This window comes from Nocardiopsis exhalans (assembly GCF_024134545.1).
Lineage (GTDB): Bacteria > Actinomycetota > Actinomycetes > Streptosporangiales > Streptosporangiaceae > Nocardiopsis > Nocardiopsis exhalans.
Map to the genome: position 1 here is coordinate 4368195 of NZ_CP099837.1, position 18472 is coordinate 4386666.

Below are 18472 nucleotides of genomic sequence, written 5' to 3' on the forward strand. Positions count from 1 at the left end.
AAGCCACCCGCGTCCGGCCGGTCGCGGTCAGCTGACGTGGCACGTCACCCGTCTTTCGCTTCGGGCTTGCTTCTCCACTTCAGGCTCACCGAGAAATTGGCCTCCGTGGTGGTGCTCGCGATGACCAGGTCCGCTTCCGCGGACAGCGAGATCCCGAACTCCAGGGTGACCTCCTCCGGGGCGTCCGCCATTGCCTTGACCTGCCCGACGAAGCTCTCCGCGACCGGCCGTACGGTACCGAGCATCTGGGAGAAGGTTTTCCTGGCCCGCGCGACGGAACGGTCGCCTCGACCCACCGGAACAATGGAATCGTCCGCGGTGCGCACCTGAACCAGGACCGTTTCCGCCCCTTCGTCACCCAGCGGCACTTCGATCGTGCGGAGAAAACGTTCCGTCATTTCGAGCTCCAACGATCGGGAGCTGAGATCTTAACCAATGGGGAGTTCTCCGCGCCACAAACCCCGGGTACTTTCTCCTGCCACTCCGGCCACACGGCCGCTACCTGCCATTTCTCACTGGAAAGCAGCGGATGCGAGCAGAAAAAAGAATTTCTCAGTTCGTTTTTCCGGTTTCGGCGGCCCCGGTACGTCGCATGCCGCGCACCGGGTCGCTGGCCCCCGGGGTCCTCACATGGCCGCCTCGTCCAGGAGGGTGCCCGCGGTGGACTGGGGCACGTAGCGGGTCGGGGTGATGCCGAGCAGCTGCGCGGCGAGCTCCTCGTTGCCCGCGAAACCGGCGTCGGCGTCCAGGGTCTGCTCGCCGTCCCAGAGCATGAGCAGGGCGGAGACGGTGTGGCTGGCCTTGTCGTGGTGCATGTCGTAGTGCGCGGCCATGGGGACGGTGTCGTAGTGCACCCACAGGTCGTGGCCGGTCATGAACATGTCGAGGTCGAAGGTGACGGTCAGGCCCATGAGTTCGGGCTTGTAACGGTCGTCGATGCCCGCGAACGCCTCGTCGAGGGCGACCACGCGCGGGCAGGTGGGCGCGGCCGAGGAGTACAGGGCGTTGGCCGCGGCGAACAGCGGCAGGTGGATGGCGGCGGACTTCTCGCCGCCGGACATCTGCTCATGCTTGTTCTTGGTGAGGGTGACCTCGTCCTTGCCCGGTTCGGCCAGGCGCAGCTCGAAGCGGTACCAGTCGCGGTAGTCCAGAACCGCGGCCAGGACCTGCTTGTGGCTGGCGCGGGGGTGCCGGGCGTGGTAGTCGCGGATCATCTCGCGCAGGACGGCGCGGAGTTCGCCCAGGCCCCGGGGGCCGAGCCCGGAACCGTCGTGGCGGACGAGCTCGGTGGCCCGGCGCTGGTGGTCGCCGAGGCCGTCCGAGCGGGACCAGCGGATGCCCACCCGGGTACCGGAGGACATGGGGCGGGCGCGGGTGTCGCGGTCCATGGCGCGCACCAGGAGTTTGGCGGCGCGCACCCGGTCGTGGATCTGCTGGGCGATCCCGCTGAGCAGTTCGTCCTCCAGGACCCCCTGTTCCTCCTCGCGCAGGAGCGCGCCCTGTTCCTCGACGCGTTCGGCGACGGCGCGCGCGAACGCGGAGACGGGGTTGCGGCCGTTCTCGTCGTTGACGTGCACGGTGACCAGGCCGCTGGCACCGACCTCGTGGTCCACGCGGTAGCCCTCGGCGTCACCGCCGAGTGCCTCCTGGAAGGTGCGCAGTGCCTGGGACATGCGGGTCCCGGCGGTCTTGAGCTCGGCGTCGCCGACGTCCTTGGTGCCGACGGCCTCGGCGAAACCGTCCAGCAGGGCGGCGGCGGCCCCGGGCAGGATCTCGCGGACGGTGGCGGCCTGCCCGGTGAGCAGGCGCTCCGCTGCCTCCTCGGGCGCGGGCCACTGGTCGGGGACCGGCCAGGCGCCGGAGGTGTCCACGCCCATGACCGCGCGTACGGCGGGCTGGGTGAGTCCGGCGAAGGCGGCGGCGTGTTCGAAGAGCGTGCCCAGGGCCTGGGCCAGGGAGTGGCGGCCGCTGTCGCGCAGGGTTTCGGAGCGCACGCATCGGTCGTGCTCGCGGGAGGCCTCGGCGGTGGCGGCGCGGTGCCGTTTCTGGACCTCGCGGAGTTGGCTCTGTGCCTGTTCGAGCTGGTCGAGGAGGTCGCGGGCCGGGGCGTCGATGGCCGCCTCCAGGGTGGCCAGCTCCTCGGTCTCGCGTGCGTGGTCGGTGCGGCTCTGGTCGAGGTCGGCGCGGTCGCTGTCGAGCGCTTCGGTCAGACGGGTGACGGTGTCCCGGCGCCCGGTGAGGTCGCGCTCGTACTCGGCGATGTCGGCGCGTGCGGCGCGCAGGTTCCGGGCGGTGTCCTGGAAGGCCTCGGCCGCGGCGGCGACCGCGTCGACGTCCTCCCGGCGGGTGGGCATGGCGCGTTCGGCGGCCGCGGTGCGGACCTGGCGGCGTTCGGCGTCCACCTGGGCGACGGCGGCGTCGAGGTCGCGGCGGGCCTCGGCGCGTGCGGCGCGGGCCGAGGCCAGGAGGGTGGAGTGGCGTTCGAGAGCGCGCAGGGCTTTGGCGGCCTCGGTGGCGTCGGGCAGGTCGGCGCGGGCGCGGTCGAAGTCCTTGAGGAGCTCGTGGGCCCGGGCGAGGCGGTCGCCGAGTTCGGCGCGGCGGGCGGAGAGCTCTTCGATGCGGGTGTCGTGGGCGGCCAGGCGCTCGCGGCGGCGCTGGGCGCGGTTGGTGGCACCGATGAACTCGGCGGCGGCCTTGGGGCGGGCACCGGTGAGGGGTCCGAGGCGGAAGCGGGCCCGGGTGTCCACTCCGGCGGCAGGGGTGTCCACTCCGACGAGCGCGTCGCTCGCCCCGTCGTTGAAGGGGATCGAGGCCAGGACCCGGGCGATCGTGTCGGCGGGGACGTGCTCCTGGGTCTCGGGCACGAGGACGTCCGCGAGGGTCCCTCCGTTGGCGCCGGTAGCGCCCTGTTCGGCGGGGAGCAGGTAGGCGTCGGCCTCGCCCTGTGCCAGGGCATCGCGGGTGAGGCCGGGGTCGGGGTGGATCCAGGCGGTGAGCAGGCCCGCCGCGTGCAGGGCGCCCTCGACCGCGGCGGCGTGGTCCTCGGTCAGACCCTCGGCGAAGCGGACCAGCTGCCAGAGCGGCGCTCCGGGACGGCCTTCGCGCGGGGCGGGGCGCAGGGGGTCGGCGGGCGGGGCGTCGTCGCGTTCGGCCGCGATGTGGTCGCGTTCGCGGCGGACCGCGGCCAGTTCCTCGCCCAGTCGGCTCTGTTCGGACTCCAGGGCGTTGGCGCGGGTGGCCGCCTGTAGCTGCTGGTCGTGGAGCTGTTCGTTGAACACCTGCGCGAGGGTGGCGGTGCCGGGTTCGCCGTAGTGGTCGAGGGTGTCCCGCAGGGCCGTCAGGGACTCGGGGCCGACGATCTCCCAGCGCTCGGACCAGGCGTCCAGGTTCTGCGCGACGGTGGCGCGGAGCTCGGTGAGCTTCTCCTCGGCCCTGGCGCACTCGGTTTCGCGTTCGCCGAGGGTGTCCTCGGCCCGGGTGGCGGCGGCTTCGGTGCGGGCCCGGCCGTCCTCGGCGCGGTCCTGGGCGTTGAGGCGCTCGCGTACGGCGCGCACGTCGTCGAGCCGGGCGCTGGCACGGCCCCGAGCTGTCTCGGGCAGGTCGTCACCGGTGTCCACCTCCCCCTCGGCATCGTGAACGATGCCGGAGGCCTCGGCGGCCGCGCTGAGTTCAGTGCGCAGGTCCTCGGCGCGGGCGCGCTCGCGTTCGACGCGTTCGGCGACACGGGCGGCCTCTCCGCTCAGCCGGGAGATCTCCTCCTCCTGGGCGCGCACCCGCGCCTGCTGGGTGGCGATCTGGCGGGCGCGCGCCTCGTTGTTCTCCCGCCGGACCTGGAGGGCCTGCTGGTCGCGCAGGGTCTCGTGCTGGCGCAGGGTGGCGCACTGGGCGTCCAGGCGTTCGGACTCCTTGGCCAGCTGGTCGGCGCGTTCGCGGGCCTGCTCGCGTGCTTCGGTGGCCCGGTCCAGTTCGGTGGCGGCCTCCGTGACGGTGCGGGCGTGGGTGTCGGCCTGGTCGGTGGCGGCGGCGACCCGGGACAGCCGGTGGCGGGCGTTGGCGGTGAGGTAGTCGGCGTAGACGCCGGTGAAGGTCCGGGCGGCCTCGTGGGCGGATTTGGCGCTGGCGAAGCGGCTCTGCACGGCGGCGAGGTTGGCGAAGTCGCGTGCGGCCTGGTCGACGAGGGCGTCGTCGAGGGGGCTGAGGCCGCCGGTGAGGGTGTGCGAGACCTTCTCCGGGTCCAGGTCCTTGGCCAGCAGCGGGCGGCGCAGGGCGAGCAGGAGGTCCAGGAGCTGGACGTAGCGCTCCCCCAGTCCGAACAGGCGCGCGTCGACGGCCCGGCGGTAGTCGGCGGCGGTGGAGTGGTGGGCGTCCTCGCCCAGGGCCGCCTTGAGCTGGCGTTCGGTGAGCGGGCGCCCGTCGGTGGCCAGCAGCCCGAAGTCCACGCCCAGGCGCTGGTCGGTGACGAAGAAGGAGGGGCTGACCCCGTCGCGGTGGCGGTGCGCGCGCAGGCCGATGACCAGGGTGACGGTCTCGGTCGTGCCCGCGTCATCACTGTCGCGGGCGAATTCCATCCACACGTACCCGTAGGCGGACTCGTCGCCCCGGTAGAGGAGGTTGGACTTCATGGTGCGGTTCTGGCCGCTGAAGGGGTCCAGCCTGCGGGCGTCGGTGTAGCCGTCCAGGACGAAGGGGAACAGCACCTCCAGCGCCTTGGTCTTGCCCGAACCGTTGTGGCCGCGCAGGACGAGGCGGCCGTCGGCGAAGGCGAACTCCTCGTCGACGTAGTCCCAGACGTTGACGACACCGGCCCGGCTGGGCCGGAAGCGGTCGCTCCTGCGGGTCATGGCGCGGGTTCCTCGGTTCCTTCGGTCTCTGCGGGCTCTGGTTGGGTGACGGGGGCTTCGGGTTCAGTTGTGTCGCCGGCCGTCGGGTCCAGCGAGCCGAACGGGAGCAGCCCGGTGTCGGGGCGTTCGGGCAGCGCGCCCCGGATGTTGCGGTACCGCAGGGCGGCGGGCGTGACCAGGACCCCGCCCGGCAGCGGCCGGATCAGGGACAGGTCGGTCAGCAGGGCCAGGGCGGCGTCGAGTAGCCCCTGCGGGTCCTGCTGCCAGCTGGCGGTGAAGGAGGACGCGCCGAACTCCTCGAACAGGTCGGCGACCATCTCCTCCAGGCGTTCGCGCTCCACCAGCGGCACCGAGGCTGGCTCGGCGAGCGTCGGGGCGTGTCCGGCCTCGGCCCAGGCCAGTTCGGTGACGACGCCCTCCTGCGGGACCCCGGCGTCGATCCGGGCGACCAGCTCGGGGTGCTCGTGGACGGGGCCCGGGGCGGGCAGGTGGGCCAGGGCGGCCCAGGACTCCTCGAAGTGGTTGGCGATCTGGGCCAGCAGCAGCCCGGCGGTACGGGTGACGGCCCCTCCCCTGCCGGGGAAGGCGCGGTCGGTGAAGGTACCGGAGGAATCGGCCAGCAGGACCCCTTCGGCGCGGCGTTCCAGCTTCGTGCCGGTCAGGCGTGCCACCTCCTCGGCCGGGCCCTTGCCGCGCAGGGCGGCGGCGACCTCGGGTTCGACGTCCGCGTAGTACACCACCGGGTACTCCACCAGCAGGCGGCGGGCGCGCCGGGCGGCGCGTTCGCGGGAGGCGTCCGGGCCCAGGGCGTCGCTGAGCAGGCCGGAGGCGCTGTTCAGGTGCTGGACCGGCCGGGTGGGCCGGAAGAGGACCTCGCAGATCTCGTGGTCGATGTCGAAGAGCGCGTCGCCCTGCTCGCCGCCGCGGGCCCAGGCCTCGACGGAGCCGTCGGACAGGTGCAGGGCGCCCCGGTCCAGCAGCCAGTGGGTGACGTCGACCAGCGCGGCCTTGTGGGTGGAGTCGGTGGGGTCGTAGCCCAGGCCCTGGATCTCGTTGGCCGAAGGGGTGAGGCGCTTGACCAGGTCACCGAGGCTGATTTCGACCTGGGAGCGTTGGAAGGCGGCCAGCAGCAGGCACAGGTAGGCCAGGCGGCGGCGGTCGAAGGGTTTGCCCTTGCGGGCGAAGGTCTGGCGCTGGGTGGGGTCGAGCAGGTCGAGCTCGCGGACCAGCCGCACGTGGTCGGTGGTGGCGATGAGGGTGTACCCGAACAGGGCGCGCAGGTCCTCGGTCATCTGGTCGGCCCAGTACAGGACCTGGTCGAGTACGCCGGGGCGTGGCCGGGCGGCGGTGATGACGTCGCAGGTGAGGACCTTGCGCACGGCCTGCTGGTAGGAGCCCAGGTCCACGTCCTCGACGCGGGGGCGGTTCCGCCGGGCCATCAGTCCCCCTTCCTGGTGGGCGTGCTCTGGTCACCCCGGGTGCCGTCAGCGCCGCGGGCGCTGCGGGTGCCCCGGGCGCGGGAGGCGAGTTCGAGGCGGAAACCGGGCAGGTGGAGGCTGCCCTGCGAGGTGCGCACGGTGCTTCCCTGGTCGCTGGGGACCAGTTTGACCAGGGTGCCCGCGTCGTCGCCGGTGGCCGAGCTCATCCGTCCGGCGACCACCGACCTCGATTCCAGGGCCTTGGTGACCAGCCGCAGCAGCACCTTGGTGTCGCTGTCGTCGAGGACGCGGTGGTGTGCCCCCTCCTGGACCAGGCGGGTGGCGGAGGCGCGTTCGGCCTCACGGTCCTCGGTCTGGCGTCGGCGCAGTTCGGAGCGGGCGCCGGTGTCCCTGCGCACCGGTTTGGGGACGCCGTGCGTGGGTGAGCGGTCGCTGCGGAACAGGGTCACCGACACCTCGACCCCGGCGGCGTCGTGCCAGGAGTCGGTGGGCGCGAACTCGTCGCCGTCCTCGTGGGCCACGCCCAGGTGGCGGGCGGAACGGGTGTTGAAGGCGGCGCCCATGAGGGCGTGCGCGGCGCCGTCGTCGGGGGTGTCGAACACCCACGCGGCCAGGTGGCGCAGCTGGGTGGAGCGGTTGACTCCGCCGCGCTGGGCCTCGGTGATCTGGCGCAGCAGGGCGACGACCCCGGAGACGGCGGAGCGGGTGGCCTGGCCGAGTTCGGCGGCGCGGGTGGGCGCCCCGCTCTCGGAGGCGAACCAGGCGCGCACCGCCCACCAGCGGCGCGACCAGTCCTCCAGGCGTTCGGTCCGGTCCATGAAGAGGCGTTCGTCCACGTCGGCGGCGCGGGAGAGCAGGGTGCTCAGGCCGGTGGCCTCGACCTCGTGCACGGCCCGGTCCAGCCGGGGCAGGTAGCGGTCCAGCTCCGCCATGAAGTCGGACATGTGGACCAGCAGGGCGTTCTTGTGGCGCAGGAAGACCTCGGAGGAGGCCTCGGTGGAGCGCAGGATCTCGCCGAGGGTCACGTGGAACTGGGCGGAGCGGCGGCCCATGTCCTCCATGACCGCGTCCAGTCGGGACAGGCGGCGGTAGACGTCCTCGACCCGGCCGGTGCGGTTGGCCTCGGCCAGCGCCCCGAGGTCCTCCAGGACGTCGGAGAAGACCAGGCGGGACAGGTTGACGTCCTCGGCCCGGGCGCCGAGCAGGTTCTCGACCGCGTGGTAGGCGCGGTAGCCGAGTTCGCTGAACTGGTAGACGGACTGGCGGTTGCGGTAGCGGGCCAGGGTTCCGGCGCGGGAGGCGTCGTCGAAGCGGTGCACCACGCCGTCGGCGGCGAGCTCGTCCAGCCGGTGGCGCAGGCCCTGGGCGGGGATTTCGGGCGCCTCGGCGTGGGCGGCGGTGAGTTCGCGCAGGGTCGCGGCGACCTCGTCCGCGCCGACCTGGACCTGGTGGACCTCGCGCAGGCGGTCCACGGCGCGCAGGATCCACAGGTAGGTGACGTGGTCGTCGCGCCGGGTGAAGTTGAACAGCCGGAAGCGGTCGCTGACCGCGAGAGCGTCCAGATCCAGAGCCCTGCGCTCGGCCACCACTGCACCCCCGTGTACTCGTGCCCGTACTCGTGTCCCCCGTCCGCACACCCCCGGGTGCGAAACCACGACTGGGCCATTCTGGCAGTGCCCGGAGACAGTCGGGACCGGCCTCGGCTGGGTGCGGTGGTCGGCTTGGTCACCCCGGGCCGAACGTCCCGGGGGAATGTGTGCACCCCGTGGCATGATGTGCCCCGGTATGTCCCCACCCCCAGGGAGGAACGTGAGTGTGCGGCAGGGTCGGCGCGGGCGAGGCGGGCAACGCGGGCGCGGCGGGCGGCGGCGTTGGGTGCGAAGGTTGCGGGGCGCGCTGCCGCTGACGGCGCTGGTGCTCCTGCTCGGGTTGGGATGGCTGTTCGACAACGCCGAACGCCCGGGGGTGCTGTTGTCCGTCGGTCTGGCAGTGGTGGTCGCGGCGGCCGGGCTGGGTTGGTGGGCGTGGTCGCGGGTGCGGCTGGCCCGGGAGCGGTGGATCGTCTCGCGCACCGGGATCGCGGGGATCGACACGATGTCGGGGACGCAGTTCGAGCACCACGTGGCGCGCTTGCTGCGCACCCACGGCTACACCAGGGTGGCGGTGGTCGGCGGGGCCTCCGACGGCGGCGTGGACCTGCGTGCGCAGACCCCGGACGGCAGACCGCTGGCCGTGCAGTGCAAGCGCTGGCGCAAACCGGTACCACCCAACGAGGTACGGGCCTTCCTCGGTGCGCTGGCCGGAGGGCACCGGGGTTACCTGGGGATGTTCGTGGCCTCGAACGGGTTCTCCCGGGAGGCCGTGCGCGAGGCCGGTGACGGGATGGTCCTGGTGGACCGGCACGGCCTGGGGCTGTGGATGGCCGGAGAACGCGCCCCGGAGCTGCCGCCGCGCTGAGGGCGCGGCCCGGTGACCGGTGCCGGATGCGCTGACGGGCAACGAAAGCGGGCCCCGCGGAGGGAGTGGGTTCCGCGGGGCCCGGGACGGCCGGTAGCGGTCGGAACGAGGGAGTGCGACCGTGGCCGCCTGGTTCAGGCGGGGTCTGGTGGGACCCGGTGGGGTCTACTTGCCGGAGCCAGCGAACACCCCCTGGACGAAGTGGCGCTGGAAGGCGAAGAAGACCAGCAGCGGAACCAGCATGGACAGGAAGGCCCCGGAGGCCAGGACGTCGATGTTGGTGCCGAACTGGCGCAGCTGCGAGCGCAGCGCCACGGTCAGCGGGGCGGAGTCGGGGCTGGTGAACACCAGGGCGACCAGCATGTCGTTCCACACCCACAGGAACTGGAAGACCGCGAGCGAGGCCAGCGCGGGGCGGGCCACCGGCAGGACGACCCTGCGGAAGATCCGCCACTCGCTGGCGCCGTCCATCCGGGCCGCCTCCAGCAGGTCCCGCGGGATGTTCACGAAGAAGTTGCGCAGCAGGAACACCGCGAACGGCAGCCCGAAGGCGACGTGGAACAGGATCGCGCCGGTGATGGAGCCGAAGATCCCCAGGGCCCCGTACAGCTGGGAGATGGGGATCAGCGCCGCCTGGATGGGCAGGACCAGCAGGCCGACCACGGCCACCATGATCCAGTCGCGGCCGGGGAAGTCCATCCACACCAGCGCGTAGGCGGCCAGTGCGCCGATGCCCACGACCAGCAGGGTGGCGGGTACCGAGATGTAGACGGTGTTGAGGAACGACTGGACGAGGACGTCGTTGCCGACCAGCGTCCGGTAGTTGTCCAGCGTGAGTTCGGTGGGCTTGAGCAGGACCGTCCACCAGCCGCTGTTGGTGTTGTCCGCCTCCGAGCGGAGCGACACCAGCAGCAGGCCGACGACCGGCACCATCCAGAACAGGGCGACCAGGGCCAGCGCCGCCTGGAGGGTGCCCGATCCCAGTCGGGAGACGAGCCGTGAGGCCAGCCCGCGGCGCGGGGCACCGGAGACCGTCACCTCGACGACGGAGGGAGACTGCTGGGGCGTGGTGGTCACGAGCGCTCCCGTCGGAATCGGCGGATGTTGAAGTAGACGATCGGCAGGACGAGGACCAGCAGGAGGACCACGAGGGCGCTGCCCAGCCCCTGGTTTCCGCCCGCACCGAAGGACACCTGCCACATCTGCAGGGCGATCACGCTGGCGTTGGCCTGGACCGATCCGGGTGCGATCACGAACACGAGGTCGAAGATCTTCAGGACGTTGATCATCAGGGTCACGAACACCACCAGCAGCAGCGGCCCCAGGAGGGGGATGGTGACCTTGCGGAACACCTGCCATTCGGTGGCGCCGTCGACCCGGGCCGCCTCCAGGGCGTCCCTGGGGATAGCGGCGAGTCCCGCGGCGATGAACGTGATGGCGAAACCGGTCATGATCCACACCCACGAGGAGATGATCACCGGGGTGATCAGGGTGGGGCCAAGCCAGGTCAGACCGCGGAAGGGTTCGGTGAAGTTGTCCGCGGCCAGGTGGACCTCGTACTCGCCCGGCTCCAGCCCGGTGAGGATGAAGCGGCCGTCGTCGCCGGTGGTGGCGCTGGCCGCGACCTGACCGTCCCGGAGGGCGTCGACGGTCATGCGGGGCATGCCGTTCTCGCCGTCCTCGATGGTCCCGGCCTCGCCGCCCAGGGCCACGTCCAGCCAGACCACGCCCTCGATGGTGTCCCCGGAGGGCACTGTGTCTCCGGAGGGTTCAGGGGCGGCGGCCTGTACGGCCTGTTCGGGGACTTCGGTGGGGCGGATGCCGACCAGCGGCAGGGTGACGGTCTCCCCCGGTTCGTAGGTCCGCGTGGTGGTGAAGCCGCCCCGGGCGGGGTCGGTGTCGAGTTCCTCGTCGCCGCGCGGGCGCGCCCCGGGGTATTCGGAGGGCGAGGCGAAGGTGTCGTGGACGGTCACCACGGCGGCGTTGACCACGCCGCGGTCCGGGTTCTCGTCGTAGACCAGCCGGAAGATGATGCCGGAGGCGAACAGGGAGATCGCCATGGGCATGAACAGCAGGACCCGGAAGGCGGTGGCCCAGCGCACGCGCTCGGTCAGCACGGCGAAGACCAGGCCCAACCCGGTGACCAGGGCGGGTGCGACCAGAACCCAGATGCCGGTGTTGCGGATGGCGGTGAGGGTGCGGTCGTCGGTGAACATCCGGGTGTAGTTGTCGATCCCCACGAACTGCGACCCGGAGGCGTCGAAGAAGCTGCGGACCACGGAGTACACGGCCGGGTAGGCCAGGAAGACACCGAGGAAGAGCAGGGCGGGCAGCAGGAACAGGGTGGCGGGGCCGAACAGCCGCCGCCAGCCGGGGCGGGGCTCGGCGGGCGCGGCCACGGGTCGGGGCTCCGTGCGCTCGGCCACGGGTCGGGGCTCCGTGCGCTCGGCCACGGGTCGGGGCTCAGCCATGGGCTCGCTCGGCTTCGGCCTCGAGGCGCTCCATGGTGCCCGTCACGTCGGAGGGGTCGGCCAGGAAGTCCTGGAGGGTCTGCCACATGCCGTCGCCGACGGTGGCGCCGAAGGCGGCGGGCTGCAGGTCGGACAGGTCGAAGCGCACGCTGTCACCGGCGAGGATGACCTGCTCGGCGACCTGGCCCAGGACCGGGTCGGCGTAGTCGTCGGCGGTCAGGTGCTTGTTCGGGGAGATGAACCCGCCGATGGCGGCCCACTCCCCCGCGGCCTCCTGGGTGGCGAGGAAGCGGAGCAGCTCCATGGTGGCCTCGCCCTCACTCATCGCGACGGCGGCGTCCCCGGCCACGACGACGGAGTCACCGCCGCCCCCGATGGTCGGGAAGGGGAAGATCTGCGCGGTGTCGCCCACGGCCGCGTTGGTGCTGGCGGTGACGACCCCGCCGATGAAGTCGGCGCCCACCACCATGGCGGCGTCCGGGTCGTCGCTGTAGACGTTGACCACGGAGGTCGGGAAGTCGGTCTGGAGGCTGCCGCCGGAACCGCCCAGCATCAGCTGTTCCTCGCCCCACACCTCGGCGAGGGTCTCCAGGGCGACCTCGACGCTCGGGTCCGTCCACGGGATCTCGTGCGCGGCGAGCTGGTCGTACATCTGCGGACCAGCGGTCTGGAGGTAGACGTTCTCGAACCAGTCGGTGAGGACCCAACCGTCGGCCCCGGCCACGGACAGCGGGCTGACGCCGACGTCGGCCAGGTTCTCGGACAGCTCGACGAACTCCTCCCAGCTCTCCGGCGGCACGGCCCCGGTCTCCGCGAAGAGCTCGTCGTTGTACCAGACCAGGGACTTGTTGGCGACCTTGAGGTAGACGCCGTAGGGGGTGTCGTCGACCGAGCCGATCTCGGCCCAGGCCCCGGCCATGTTCTCGTCCATGGCCTCGACGACCTCGTCGGAGAGCGGTACCAGGACGCCTTCGTCAGCGAAGTGCCGGATGAGTCCGGCCTGCGGGATGAGCGCGACGTCGGGCTCGTCACCGCCCTGGATGCGGGTCTGCAGGACGGTCTGGAGGTCGTCCCCGGCACCGCTGTAGGAGACGGTGGCGCCGGTCTGGTCCTCGAAGAGCGCGAGGACCTGTTCGAAGGCCTCCTGCTCGTCACCGGCCCAGGGGCCGACGATCTCCAGGGTCTGGCCGTCGAGGTCCGCGCCGGAGGCCGCGTTGGAGCCGTCGCCTCCGCAGGCGGTGGCGGCCAGGGCCAGGCCGAGCGCGGCGGCGGTCGCGGCCAGGAACCGGGGACGGTGCGCCGTAAAGCGCGAAGTGGTGTGCGGGGTGGTGCTGCGTGCTGACATGGGGGATCGCTCCTCAGGAGTCGTGGATCGCGGTACCCGTGGCCGGGTCGAAGAACTGGAGCCGTTCGGTGTCGACGGCGATGGAGATGGTCTGGCCCTCGAACACGTGGGTGCGGGGGCTGAAGCGGCCGACGAGGACGACCCCGTCGTCGGTCGCCGGGAGGGTCTCGTCGGTCCCGGCGTCGCGGGCGAGTTCGCGGGTGTCCTCGGTGACCACGGGTGCGGCGTCCAGCGGGAAGTGCACGAGGACGTCGGAGCCCATGGCCTCCACCAGGTCGGCCACCGAGGTGAGGGTGGCTCCTTCGGTACCGCCGACGATCTCGGCGTCCTCCATGTCCTCGGGGCGGATGCCCACGACGGCCTTGGACCCGGCGTAGCCGCGCAGGGCGGGGCGCCGGTGCAGGAGGCTCTCGGGCAGGTCGAGGTGCTGGTCGCCGACGCGGACGCGGAACCGGCCGGTCTGCCCGTCCTCGTGGAGTTCCACGCAGATGAGGTTCATGCCGGGCGAGCCGACGAACCCGGCGACGAACAGGTTGCACGGGTGGTCGTACAGCTCCTGGGGCGGGCCGACCTGCTGCAGGACGCCGCGCTTCATCACGGCCACCCGGTCGCCGAGGGTCATCGCCTCGGTCTGGTCGTGGGTGACGTAGACCGTGGTGACGCCGAGGTCGCGCTGGATGCGGGCGATCTGGGCGCGCATCTGCACCCGGAGTTTGGCGTCCAGGTTGGAGAGGGGTTCGTCCATCAGGAAGGCGCGGGGCTCGCGGACGATCGCCCGGCCCATGGCCACCCGCTGGCGCTGACCGCCGGAGAGGTTGCCGGGCTTGCGGGTGAGGTGCTCCTCGAGTTCGAGGACGCGGGCGACCTCGCGGACGCGCTTGTCGATCTCGGCCTTGGGGACCTTGCGCAGGCGCAGCCCGAACGCGATGTTCTCGAAGATGTTCAGGTGCGGGTACAGGGCGTAGGACTGGAAGACCATCGCCACGTCCCGGTCCCGGGCGGGGACGTTGTTGACCACCTGGTCACCGATGCGGACGGTGCCCTCGCTGATCTGTTCCAGGCCCGCGACCATCCGCAGGGCGGTGGTCTTGCCGCAGCCGGAGGGGCCGACCAGGACGAGGAACTCGCCGTCCTGGATGTCGAGCGAGAGGTCGTTGACCGCGCGGGTTCCGTCCGGGTAGACCTTGCCCAGGCCGTCGATCACGATTTCTGCCACGACACCTCCGTGGAACGGGCACGGGTGGTGCCCGGTAGTAGCCGGTAGTGGATCCGCTGACGGATCGAGGAAGTCAGACCGGTGGGTCGGAGCCGTCTGCCACGAGTGACGCGTTCCCTGTGACGCACGTCCTGTGATGCGCGCCACCACCGGTGATGTGTGACGACAGTAGTGTCACGCTCCCTAAGGAAGCCTTAACGAAGCGTCTCGTTCGACTTAAACCGCGCGGGTCGTGCCCGCGGGTGGTCACAGCTTCGTTGCGCCTGACCACCTGGGGTTCCCGGGCTCGTACGCGCGTTCATCGTTGGTTAACGTGTGCGCATGGCAACGGTCTTGCTGGTCGAGGACGACCAGATGGTGCGGGGCGCTCTGGTGCGGGCGCTGAGCGGTCTGGGGCACGTGGTGCTGCCGGTGGGAACCGCGCTGGACGCGCTGCGCGAGGCCGCCAAACACGAACCCGACCTGGTCATCCTGGATCTGGGCCTGCCCGACCTGGACGGCGCCGCGGCGCTGCGGATGCTGCGCGGGCACAGCGACGTCCCGGTGATCGTGGCGACGGCGCGCGGCGACGAGCAGTCGATCGTGCGCCTGCTCAACGACGGGGCCGACGACTACGTGGTCAAGCCCTTCTCCAGCACTCAGTTGGCGGCCCGGATGAACGCGCTGCTGCGCAGGTCCGGCCGGCCCTCCGCGAGTACCCCGGACCTCGGGGAGCTGACCGTGGGCGAACTGTCCATCAGCCTGGCCCGGCGGCAGGCGACCCTGGCGGGGCGCCCGCTGGAGCTTTCGCGGCGTGAGTTCGACCTGTTGGCGTACCTGGCCGAGCACGCGGGGCGGGTGGTGAGCCGTAAGGAGCTGGTGGAGGCGGTCTGGCACCAGCACCCGTTCGTGGGCCACGACCAGACCATCGACGTGCACATGTCGTGGCTGCGCCGCAAGCTCGGCGAGAGCGCGAGCCACCCCCGGTACCTGCACACGGTGCGGGGTGTGGGGTTGAAGCTGGTGGAACCGGCTTGAGGCGGCTGCTGGCCCGCGCCGTCACCCTGGCCACGGTGCTGGTCGCGGTGGTGATGATCGGTGTGACGGGGCTGTGGGCCTGGTGGGAGGCGCGTGAACGGGCCGAGGCCGAGGTGCGTTCGCAGGCGCACATGGTGGCTGCGGTAGCGGAGGCGGGCCCCGAACCCGCGCTGTTGCGGCGCGTGGTGGCCTCGACCCCGGCGGGCGCGCGCGGCCACCTTTCGGTGCACCTGCCCGACGGGACGACCGTGGGGGCCAGCCGGGCCGAAAAGGACGACGTGGCGGCCGCGCGGGACGACGGCGCGGGGTTCGAGGGCGTGCGCGAGGTCGTGGACGGCACGGTGTACCTGCTGACGGTCGCCGCACCCGAAAGCGATACTGCCGACGGGGGCGACGTTTCCGTGGTGGAGGTGTACCAGCCCCGGTGGGAGGCCACCACCGGGTTGGGCCGGGCGCTGGGCGGGCTGGTGGTGGTCGCGGTGATGGTGGTGCTGGGCGCGGTACTGATCACCGACCGGCTGAGCCGGCCCGCGCGACGTGCGCTGCGTGCTCTGGCGGACACGGCCGTGGCGATCGGCGAGGGCCGGTTGAACGCCCGGATACGCGTACACGGTCCGCGTGACCTGGTCATCCTCGGTGAGTCGATCAACGCCATCGGCGAGCGCGTCCAAGGGCTGCTCACCAAGGAGCGGGAGATGGCCGCCGACGTCTCGCACCGGCTGCGCACCCCGCTGACAGCTCTGCGGTTGGACACCGAAACCGTGCCCGGCGCCGAGGGCGAACGGATCAGGGACGCCATCGCGGCGCTGGAGCAGGACGTGGACGCCATCATCCGCGACGTACGCCCGCGGGAACCGGCCCCGGGACAGGGGGAGGCCGAGCGGGCCTGTGACCTGTCCGCGGCAGTGCTCGACCGGATGGGATTCTGGTCGATGCTCGCCGCCGACCAGGGGCGGGAGATGACGCTGGACCTGCCCGAGGCCCCCTGCCCGGTGGCCCTGACCCGGGACGAATGCGTCGCGGTCCTGGACTCGCTGGTGGGAAACGTCTTCCGCTACACCCCGGCGGACGGGCCCTTCGCGGTCGCCGTGGTGGAGTACGCGGGCTGGGTGACGCTGATCGTGGAGGACGCGGACCCGGGGTTCGCCGATCCCACGGCCGCACTGCGACGCGGCACGAGCGGAGGCGGATCGACCGGGCTCGGGTTGGACATCGTCCGGCACGCGGTGGAGGCGACCGGCGGCACAGTTCACCTGGAACGCGGGAAACTGGGCGGTGCGAGGGTACGGGCAAGGTTCGCGCAACTGGACGTCCCCCACGAGGAGGAACAACCCCGCGCCTGGCGGCTGCGCCGCTCAGGCTGAGGGAAACTCTCTCGGTCTGCGCGCAACACCTGACCGCGTCGCGGCCGGTCATGTGTACCGGCGAACACCACCAGCGGCCCGCCGGGCACGCGGGCCCGGTTTGGGCCCCCCTTTTCAAAGATGATCTTGCTACCAGGAGCGAAATCAGCGCCGAACTTGCTTCTGGTAGCAAGATCACCGGGGATCAAGGGCCGCTACCCGCCGGGGCAGGGGCAGGGAACGGGCGAGGGCCCCTGGTGCGAGCGGGACACCCCTCAGCGTTGCGTCAGTGACTTCCGATCGGTGCCTTCCGATCGGTGCCTTCCGATCGGTGAGTTCGGATCAGCCGGTTCGGGTCAGTGCTGGTCCAGGAGTTGGGCACAGCGGATCAGACCCAGGTGGGAGTAGGCCTGCGGGTGGTTGCCCAGGGCCCGCTCGGTGACCGGGTCGAACTCCTCGGGGATCAACCCGGTCGGTCCGGCGCAGTCCACCAGGTGCTTGAACAACTCCTCGGCCTCGGCGCGCCGTCCGGTGAGCAGGTAGGCCTCGATCAGCCAGGTGGTGCACAGGTGGAAGCCGCCCTCACCGCCGGGCAGTCCGTCGTCGCGGTGGTAGCGGTACACGGTCGGGCCGCTGCGCAGCTCGGCCTCCACCGCGGTCACGGTGGCCTGGAAACGCTCGTCGGCCGGGTCGATCAGCCCGGACAGGCCGATGTGCAGCGAGGCCGCGTCCAGGTCGGTGCCGTCATAGGCGGTGGTGTAGGCCTGGGCCTGGTCGTTCCAGCCCTTCTCCAGGACCTCTTCGGTGATCTGGGCGCGCAGGGCGGGCCAGGCGGGGTCGATGGTGCGGTCGTAGCGCTGGGCCAGCCTCAGGGCGCGGTCCAGGGTGAGCCAGCACATCACCTTGGAGTACACCCGTTGGCGGGGCTCGTCGCGTTCCTCCCAGATGCCGTGGTCGGCCTCGTGCCAGCGGCGGGCTACGGCTTGGGCCATGGAGCGCACCAGGTCCCAGTCGCGGTCGGACAGGGCCCCCTTGGACTGGGCCAGGTGGGTGATGAGTTCGACCACGGGCCCGAACACGTCCAGCTGGACCTGGTGGTCGGCGAGGTTGCCGATGCGTACCGGGCGTGATCCGGCGTAGCCGGACAGGGACTCGATGACCTCTTCGGGGCCCAGGTCGGTGCCGCGCAGGGAGTAGAGGGGGCGCAGGAGCTCGGGGGAGGGCAGGGAGGCCACCACCCGGTGCACCCAGTCCAGGAAGGCTTCGGCCTCGGTGATGGAGCCCAGGGTGACCAGGGCCTGGACGGTCAGGGCGCCATCGCGCAGCCAGCAGTACCGGTAGTCCCAGTTACGGACCCCGCCGATCTCCTCGGGCAGGGAGGTGGTGGCCGCGGCCATCACACCCCCGGTGGGGGTGCACAACCCCCGCAGCGTCAACGCCGAACGGGCGACCAGCTCCTGTTGGGTGTGGGGCAGTCCCAGGGTGTCGACCCAGGTGGTCCAGCCGCTTTCGGCGTGCTCACGGCGGTCGCTCTCCGGTGCGGGGTGTGAGTTCAGCGAGTCCGCTCCGCAGCGCAGTTCCAGCACCACCGGCTCGCCCTCGGCCGGGTGGACGGTGGCTCGGGCGGTGTCCCGGCCGTTCTCGGTCTCGATGTGCCACTCCACGCCCGGGGAGCGCAGCACCATCGGGAAGTCGGCGCCACGGATCCGGAGCCCGTCGTCCTCGGCGGTGATCCGGACCGGGGCGCGGCCGAAGTCCGGGCGCGGGGCGAACTCGATGGTCGCGGGGGTGACGCCGCCGATCACCCGGACCAGGTCGGTACGGCCCGGGGCGGTGTCGTGGGCGAGGTAGTCGGTGACCTCAAGGCGGGACCAGCGGGTGCGCACGGTCATGGTGCCCGGCAGGTACCGCTGGCCCAGCGGCATCTTGCCGTGGGCGGGGGCGATCGCGAAGACACCCGCCTGCGGACCGCCCAGGATTTCGGCGAACAGGGCGTTGGAGTCCGGCTCGGGGTGACAGAACCACAGCAGGCGCGCGTCCGGGCCGACCAGCGCCACGGAGGCCTGGTTGGACAGCATGGACATGCGCTCGATCGGGACCGGGCGCTCGCCCTGGCCCACGGCATCGGAGCAACAGGTCTCCCGCTTCGCGTCGAACCCCGCTACCCCCTGTGTGAGAGTCACCCCGCCACCTTTCTCCGATTCCGGCGGACCCGGGGTCCGAGTCGACCCCGGTGCCCCGAAGTGCGTGGTCTGTGACCAGCGTGAAAACGGTAGAACAGTGGTGAACCAGAGCACATCGCGCTTCATCGGACCTTAGGTGTCAGCTAAGGAAGTCTTAAGG

12 protein-coding genes are annotated in these 18472 nt (G+C 71.7%); 3 read left to right on the plus strand and 9 right to left on the minus strand.

Annotated features, from left to right (window positions below):
- Nucleotides 1-44: 44 nt before the first annotated feature.
- The 4 genes from NE857_RS19280 to NE857_RS19295 form a co-directional block, all read right to left on the minus strand.
- Nucleotides 45-410: a CU044_2847 family protein gene (locus NE857_RS19280; RefSeq protein ID WP_254417054.1), complete on the minus strand. Its 366-nt coding sequence runs from the start codon at nucleotides 408-410 to the stop codon at nucleotides 45-47.
- A gap of 216 nt (nucleotides 411-626) precedes the next feature.
- A complete protein-coding gene (locus tag NE857_RS19285) occupies nucleotides 627-4841 on the minus strand; it encodes a TIGR02680 family protein (RefSeq protein WP_254417055.1) in 4215 nt (1404 codons plus the stop codon).
- Nucleotides 4838-6280, minus strand: coding sequence for a DUF2398 family protein (locus NE857_RS19290; RefSeq protein ID WP_254417056.1), 1443 nt, complete (start codon nucleotides 6278-6280; stop codon nucleotides 4838-4840). The genes NE857_RS19285 and NE857_RS19290 overlap by 4 nt, the downstream gene beginning before the upstream one ends.
- Nucleotides 6280-7866 carry a TIGR02677 family protein gene (locus NE857_RS19295; RefSeq protein WP_254417057.1) on the minus strand — a complete coding sequence of 529 codons (1587 nt, stop codon included), beginning with the start codon at nucleotides 7864-7866 and terminating at the stop codon, nucleotides 6280-6282. Before NE857_RS19295 ends, NE857_RS19290 begins: the two co-directional genes overlap by 1 nt.
- Nucleotides 7867-8164: 298 nt before the next feature.
- On the opposite strand from NE857_RS19295, the gene NE857_RS19300 reads away from it, so the two are divergent.
- Nucleotides 8165-8737, plus strand: coding sequence for a restriction endonuclease (locus NE857_RS19300; protein ID WP_254422035.1), 573 nt, complete (start codon nucleotides 8165-8167; stop codon nucleotides 8735-8737).
- A gap of 165 nt (nucleotides 8738-8902) precedes the next feature.
- Here NE857_RS19300 and NE857_RS19305 read toward each other — a convergent pair whose 3' ends face one another.
- Genes NE857_RS19305 through NE857_RS19320 form a run of 4 tightly spaced genes read right to left on the minus strand, consistent with a single transcriptional unit; the run spans nucleotide 8903 to nucleotide 13769 of the window.
- Nucleotides 8903-9814: a carbohydrate ABC transporter permease gene (locus tag NE857_RS19305; RefSeq protein WP_254417058.1), complete on the minus strand. Its 912-nt coding sequence runs from the start codon at nucleotides 9812-9814 to the stop codon at nucleotides 8903-8905.
- Nucleotides 9811-11208 (minus strand): ABC transporter permease, encoded by a 1398-nt coding sequence (locus tag NE857_RS19310; protein ID WP_254417059.1) that lies wholly within the window; start codon nucleotides 11206-11208, stop codon nucleotides 9811-9813. Before NE857_RS19310 ends, NE857_RS19305 begins: the two co-directional genes overlap by 4 nt.
- Complete coding sequence (locus NE857_RS19315; RefSeq protein ID WP_254417060.1) at nucleotides 11201-12553, minus strand: ABC transporter substrate-binding protein; 1353 nt, start codon at nucleotides 12551-12553, stop codon at nucleotides 11201-11203. The genes NE857_RS19310 and NE857_RS19315 overlap by 8 nt, the downstream gene beginning before the upstream one ends.
- A gap of 13 nt (nucleotides 12554-12566) precedes the next feature.
- Nucleotides 12567-13769, minus strand: coding sequence for an ABC transporter ATP-binding protein (locus tag NE857_RS19320; RefSeq protein WP_254417061.1), 1203 nt, complete (start codon nucleotides 13767-13769; stop codon nucleotides 12567-12569).
- A 321-nt stretch (nucleotides 13770-14090) separates the two neighbouring features.
- On the opposite strand from NE857_RS19320, the gene NE857_RS19325 reads away from it, so the two are divergent.
- Both NE857_RS19325 and NE857_RS19330 read left to right on the plus strand, forming a co-directional pair.
- Complete coding sequence (locus tag NE857_RS19325; protein WP_254417062.1) at nucleotides 14091-14786, plus strand: response regulator transcription factor; 696 nt, start codon at nucleotides 14091-14093, stop codon at nucleotides 14784-14786.
- On the plus strand, nucleotides 14783-16150 hold the full coding sequence (locus NE857_RS19330; RefSeq protein ID WP_254417063.1) for a sensor histidine kinase: 1368 nt from the start codon (nucleotides 14783-14785) through the stop codon (nucleotides 16148-16150). Before NE857_RS19325 ends, NE857_RS19330 begins: the two co-directional genes overlap by 4 nt.
- Before the next feature lie 335 nt (nucleotides 16151-16485).
- Here the strand turns inward: NE857_RS19330 and NE857_RS19335 are convergent, their stop codons facing one another.
- Nucleotides 16486-18312: a glycoside hydrolase family 15 protein gene (locus NE857_RS19335; RefSeq protein ID WP_254417064.1), complete on the minus strand. Its 1827-nt coding sequence runs from the start codon at nucleotides 18310-18312 to the stop codon at nucleotides 16486-16488.
- Between the last annotated feature and the right edge of the window lie 160 nt (nucleotides 18313-18472).

Coding starts and splice junctions, on each gene's coding strand:
- NE857_RS19290 (WP_254417056.1), bottom strand. CDS start 6,280: ATGGCCCGGCGGAACCGCCCCCGCGTCGAGGACGTGGACCTGGGCTCC.
- NE857_RS19315 (WP_254417060.1), bottom strand. CDS start 12,553: ATGTCAGCACGCAGCACCACCCCGCACACCACTTCGCGCTTTACGGCG.
- NE857_RS19325 (WP_254417062.1), top strand. CDS start 14,091: ATGGCAACGGTCTTGCTGGTCGAGGACGACCAGATGGTGCGGGGCGCT.
- NE857_RS19310 (WP_254417059.1), bottom strand. CDS start 11,208: ATGGCTGAGCCCCGACCCGTGGCCGAGCGCACGGAGCCCCGACCCGTG.
- NE857_RS19285 (WP_254417055.1), bottom strand. CDS start 4,841: ATGACCCGCAGGAGCGACCGCTTCCGGCCCAGCCGGGCCGGTGTCGTC.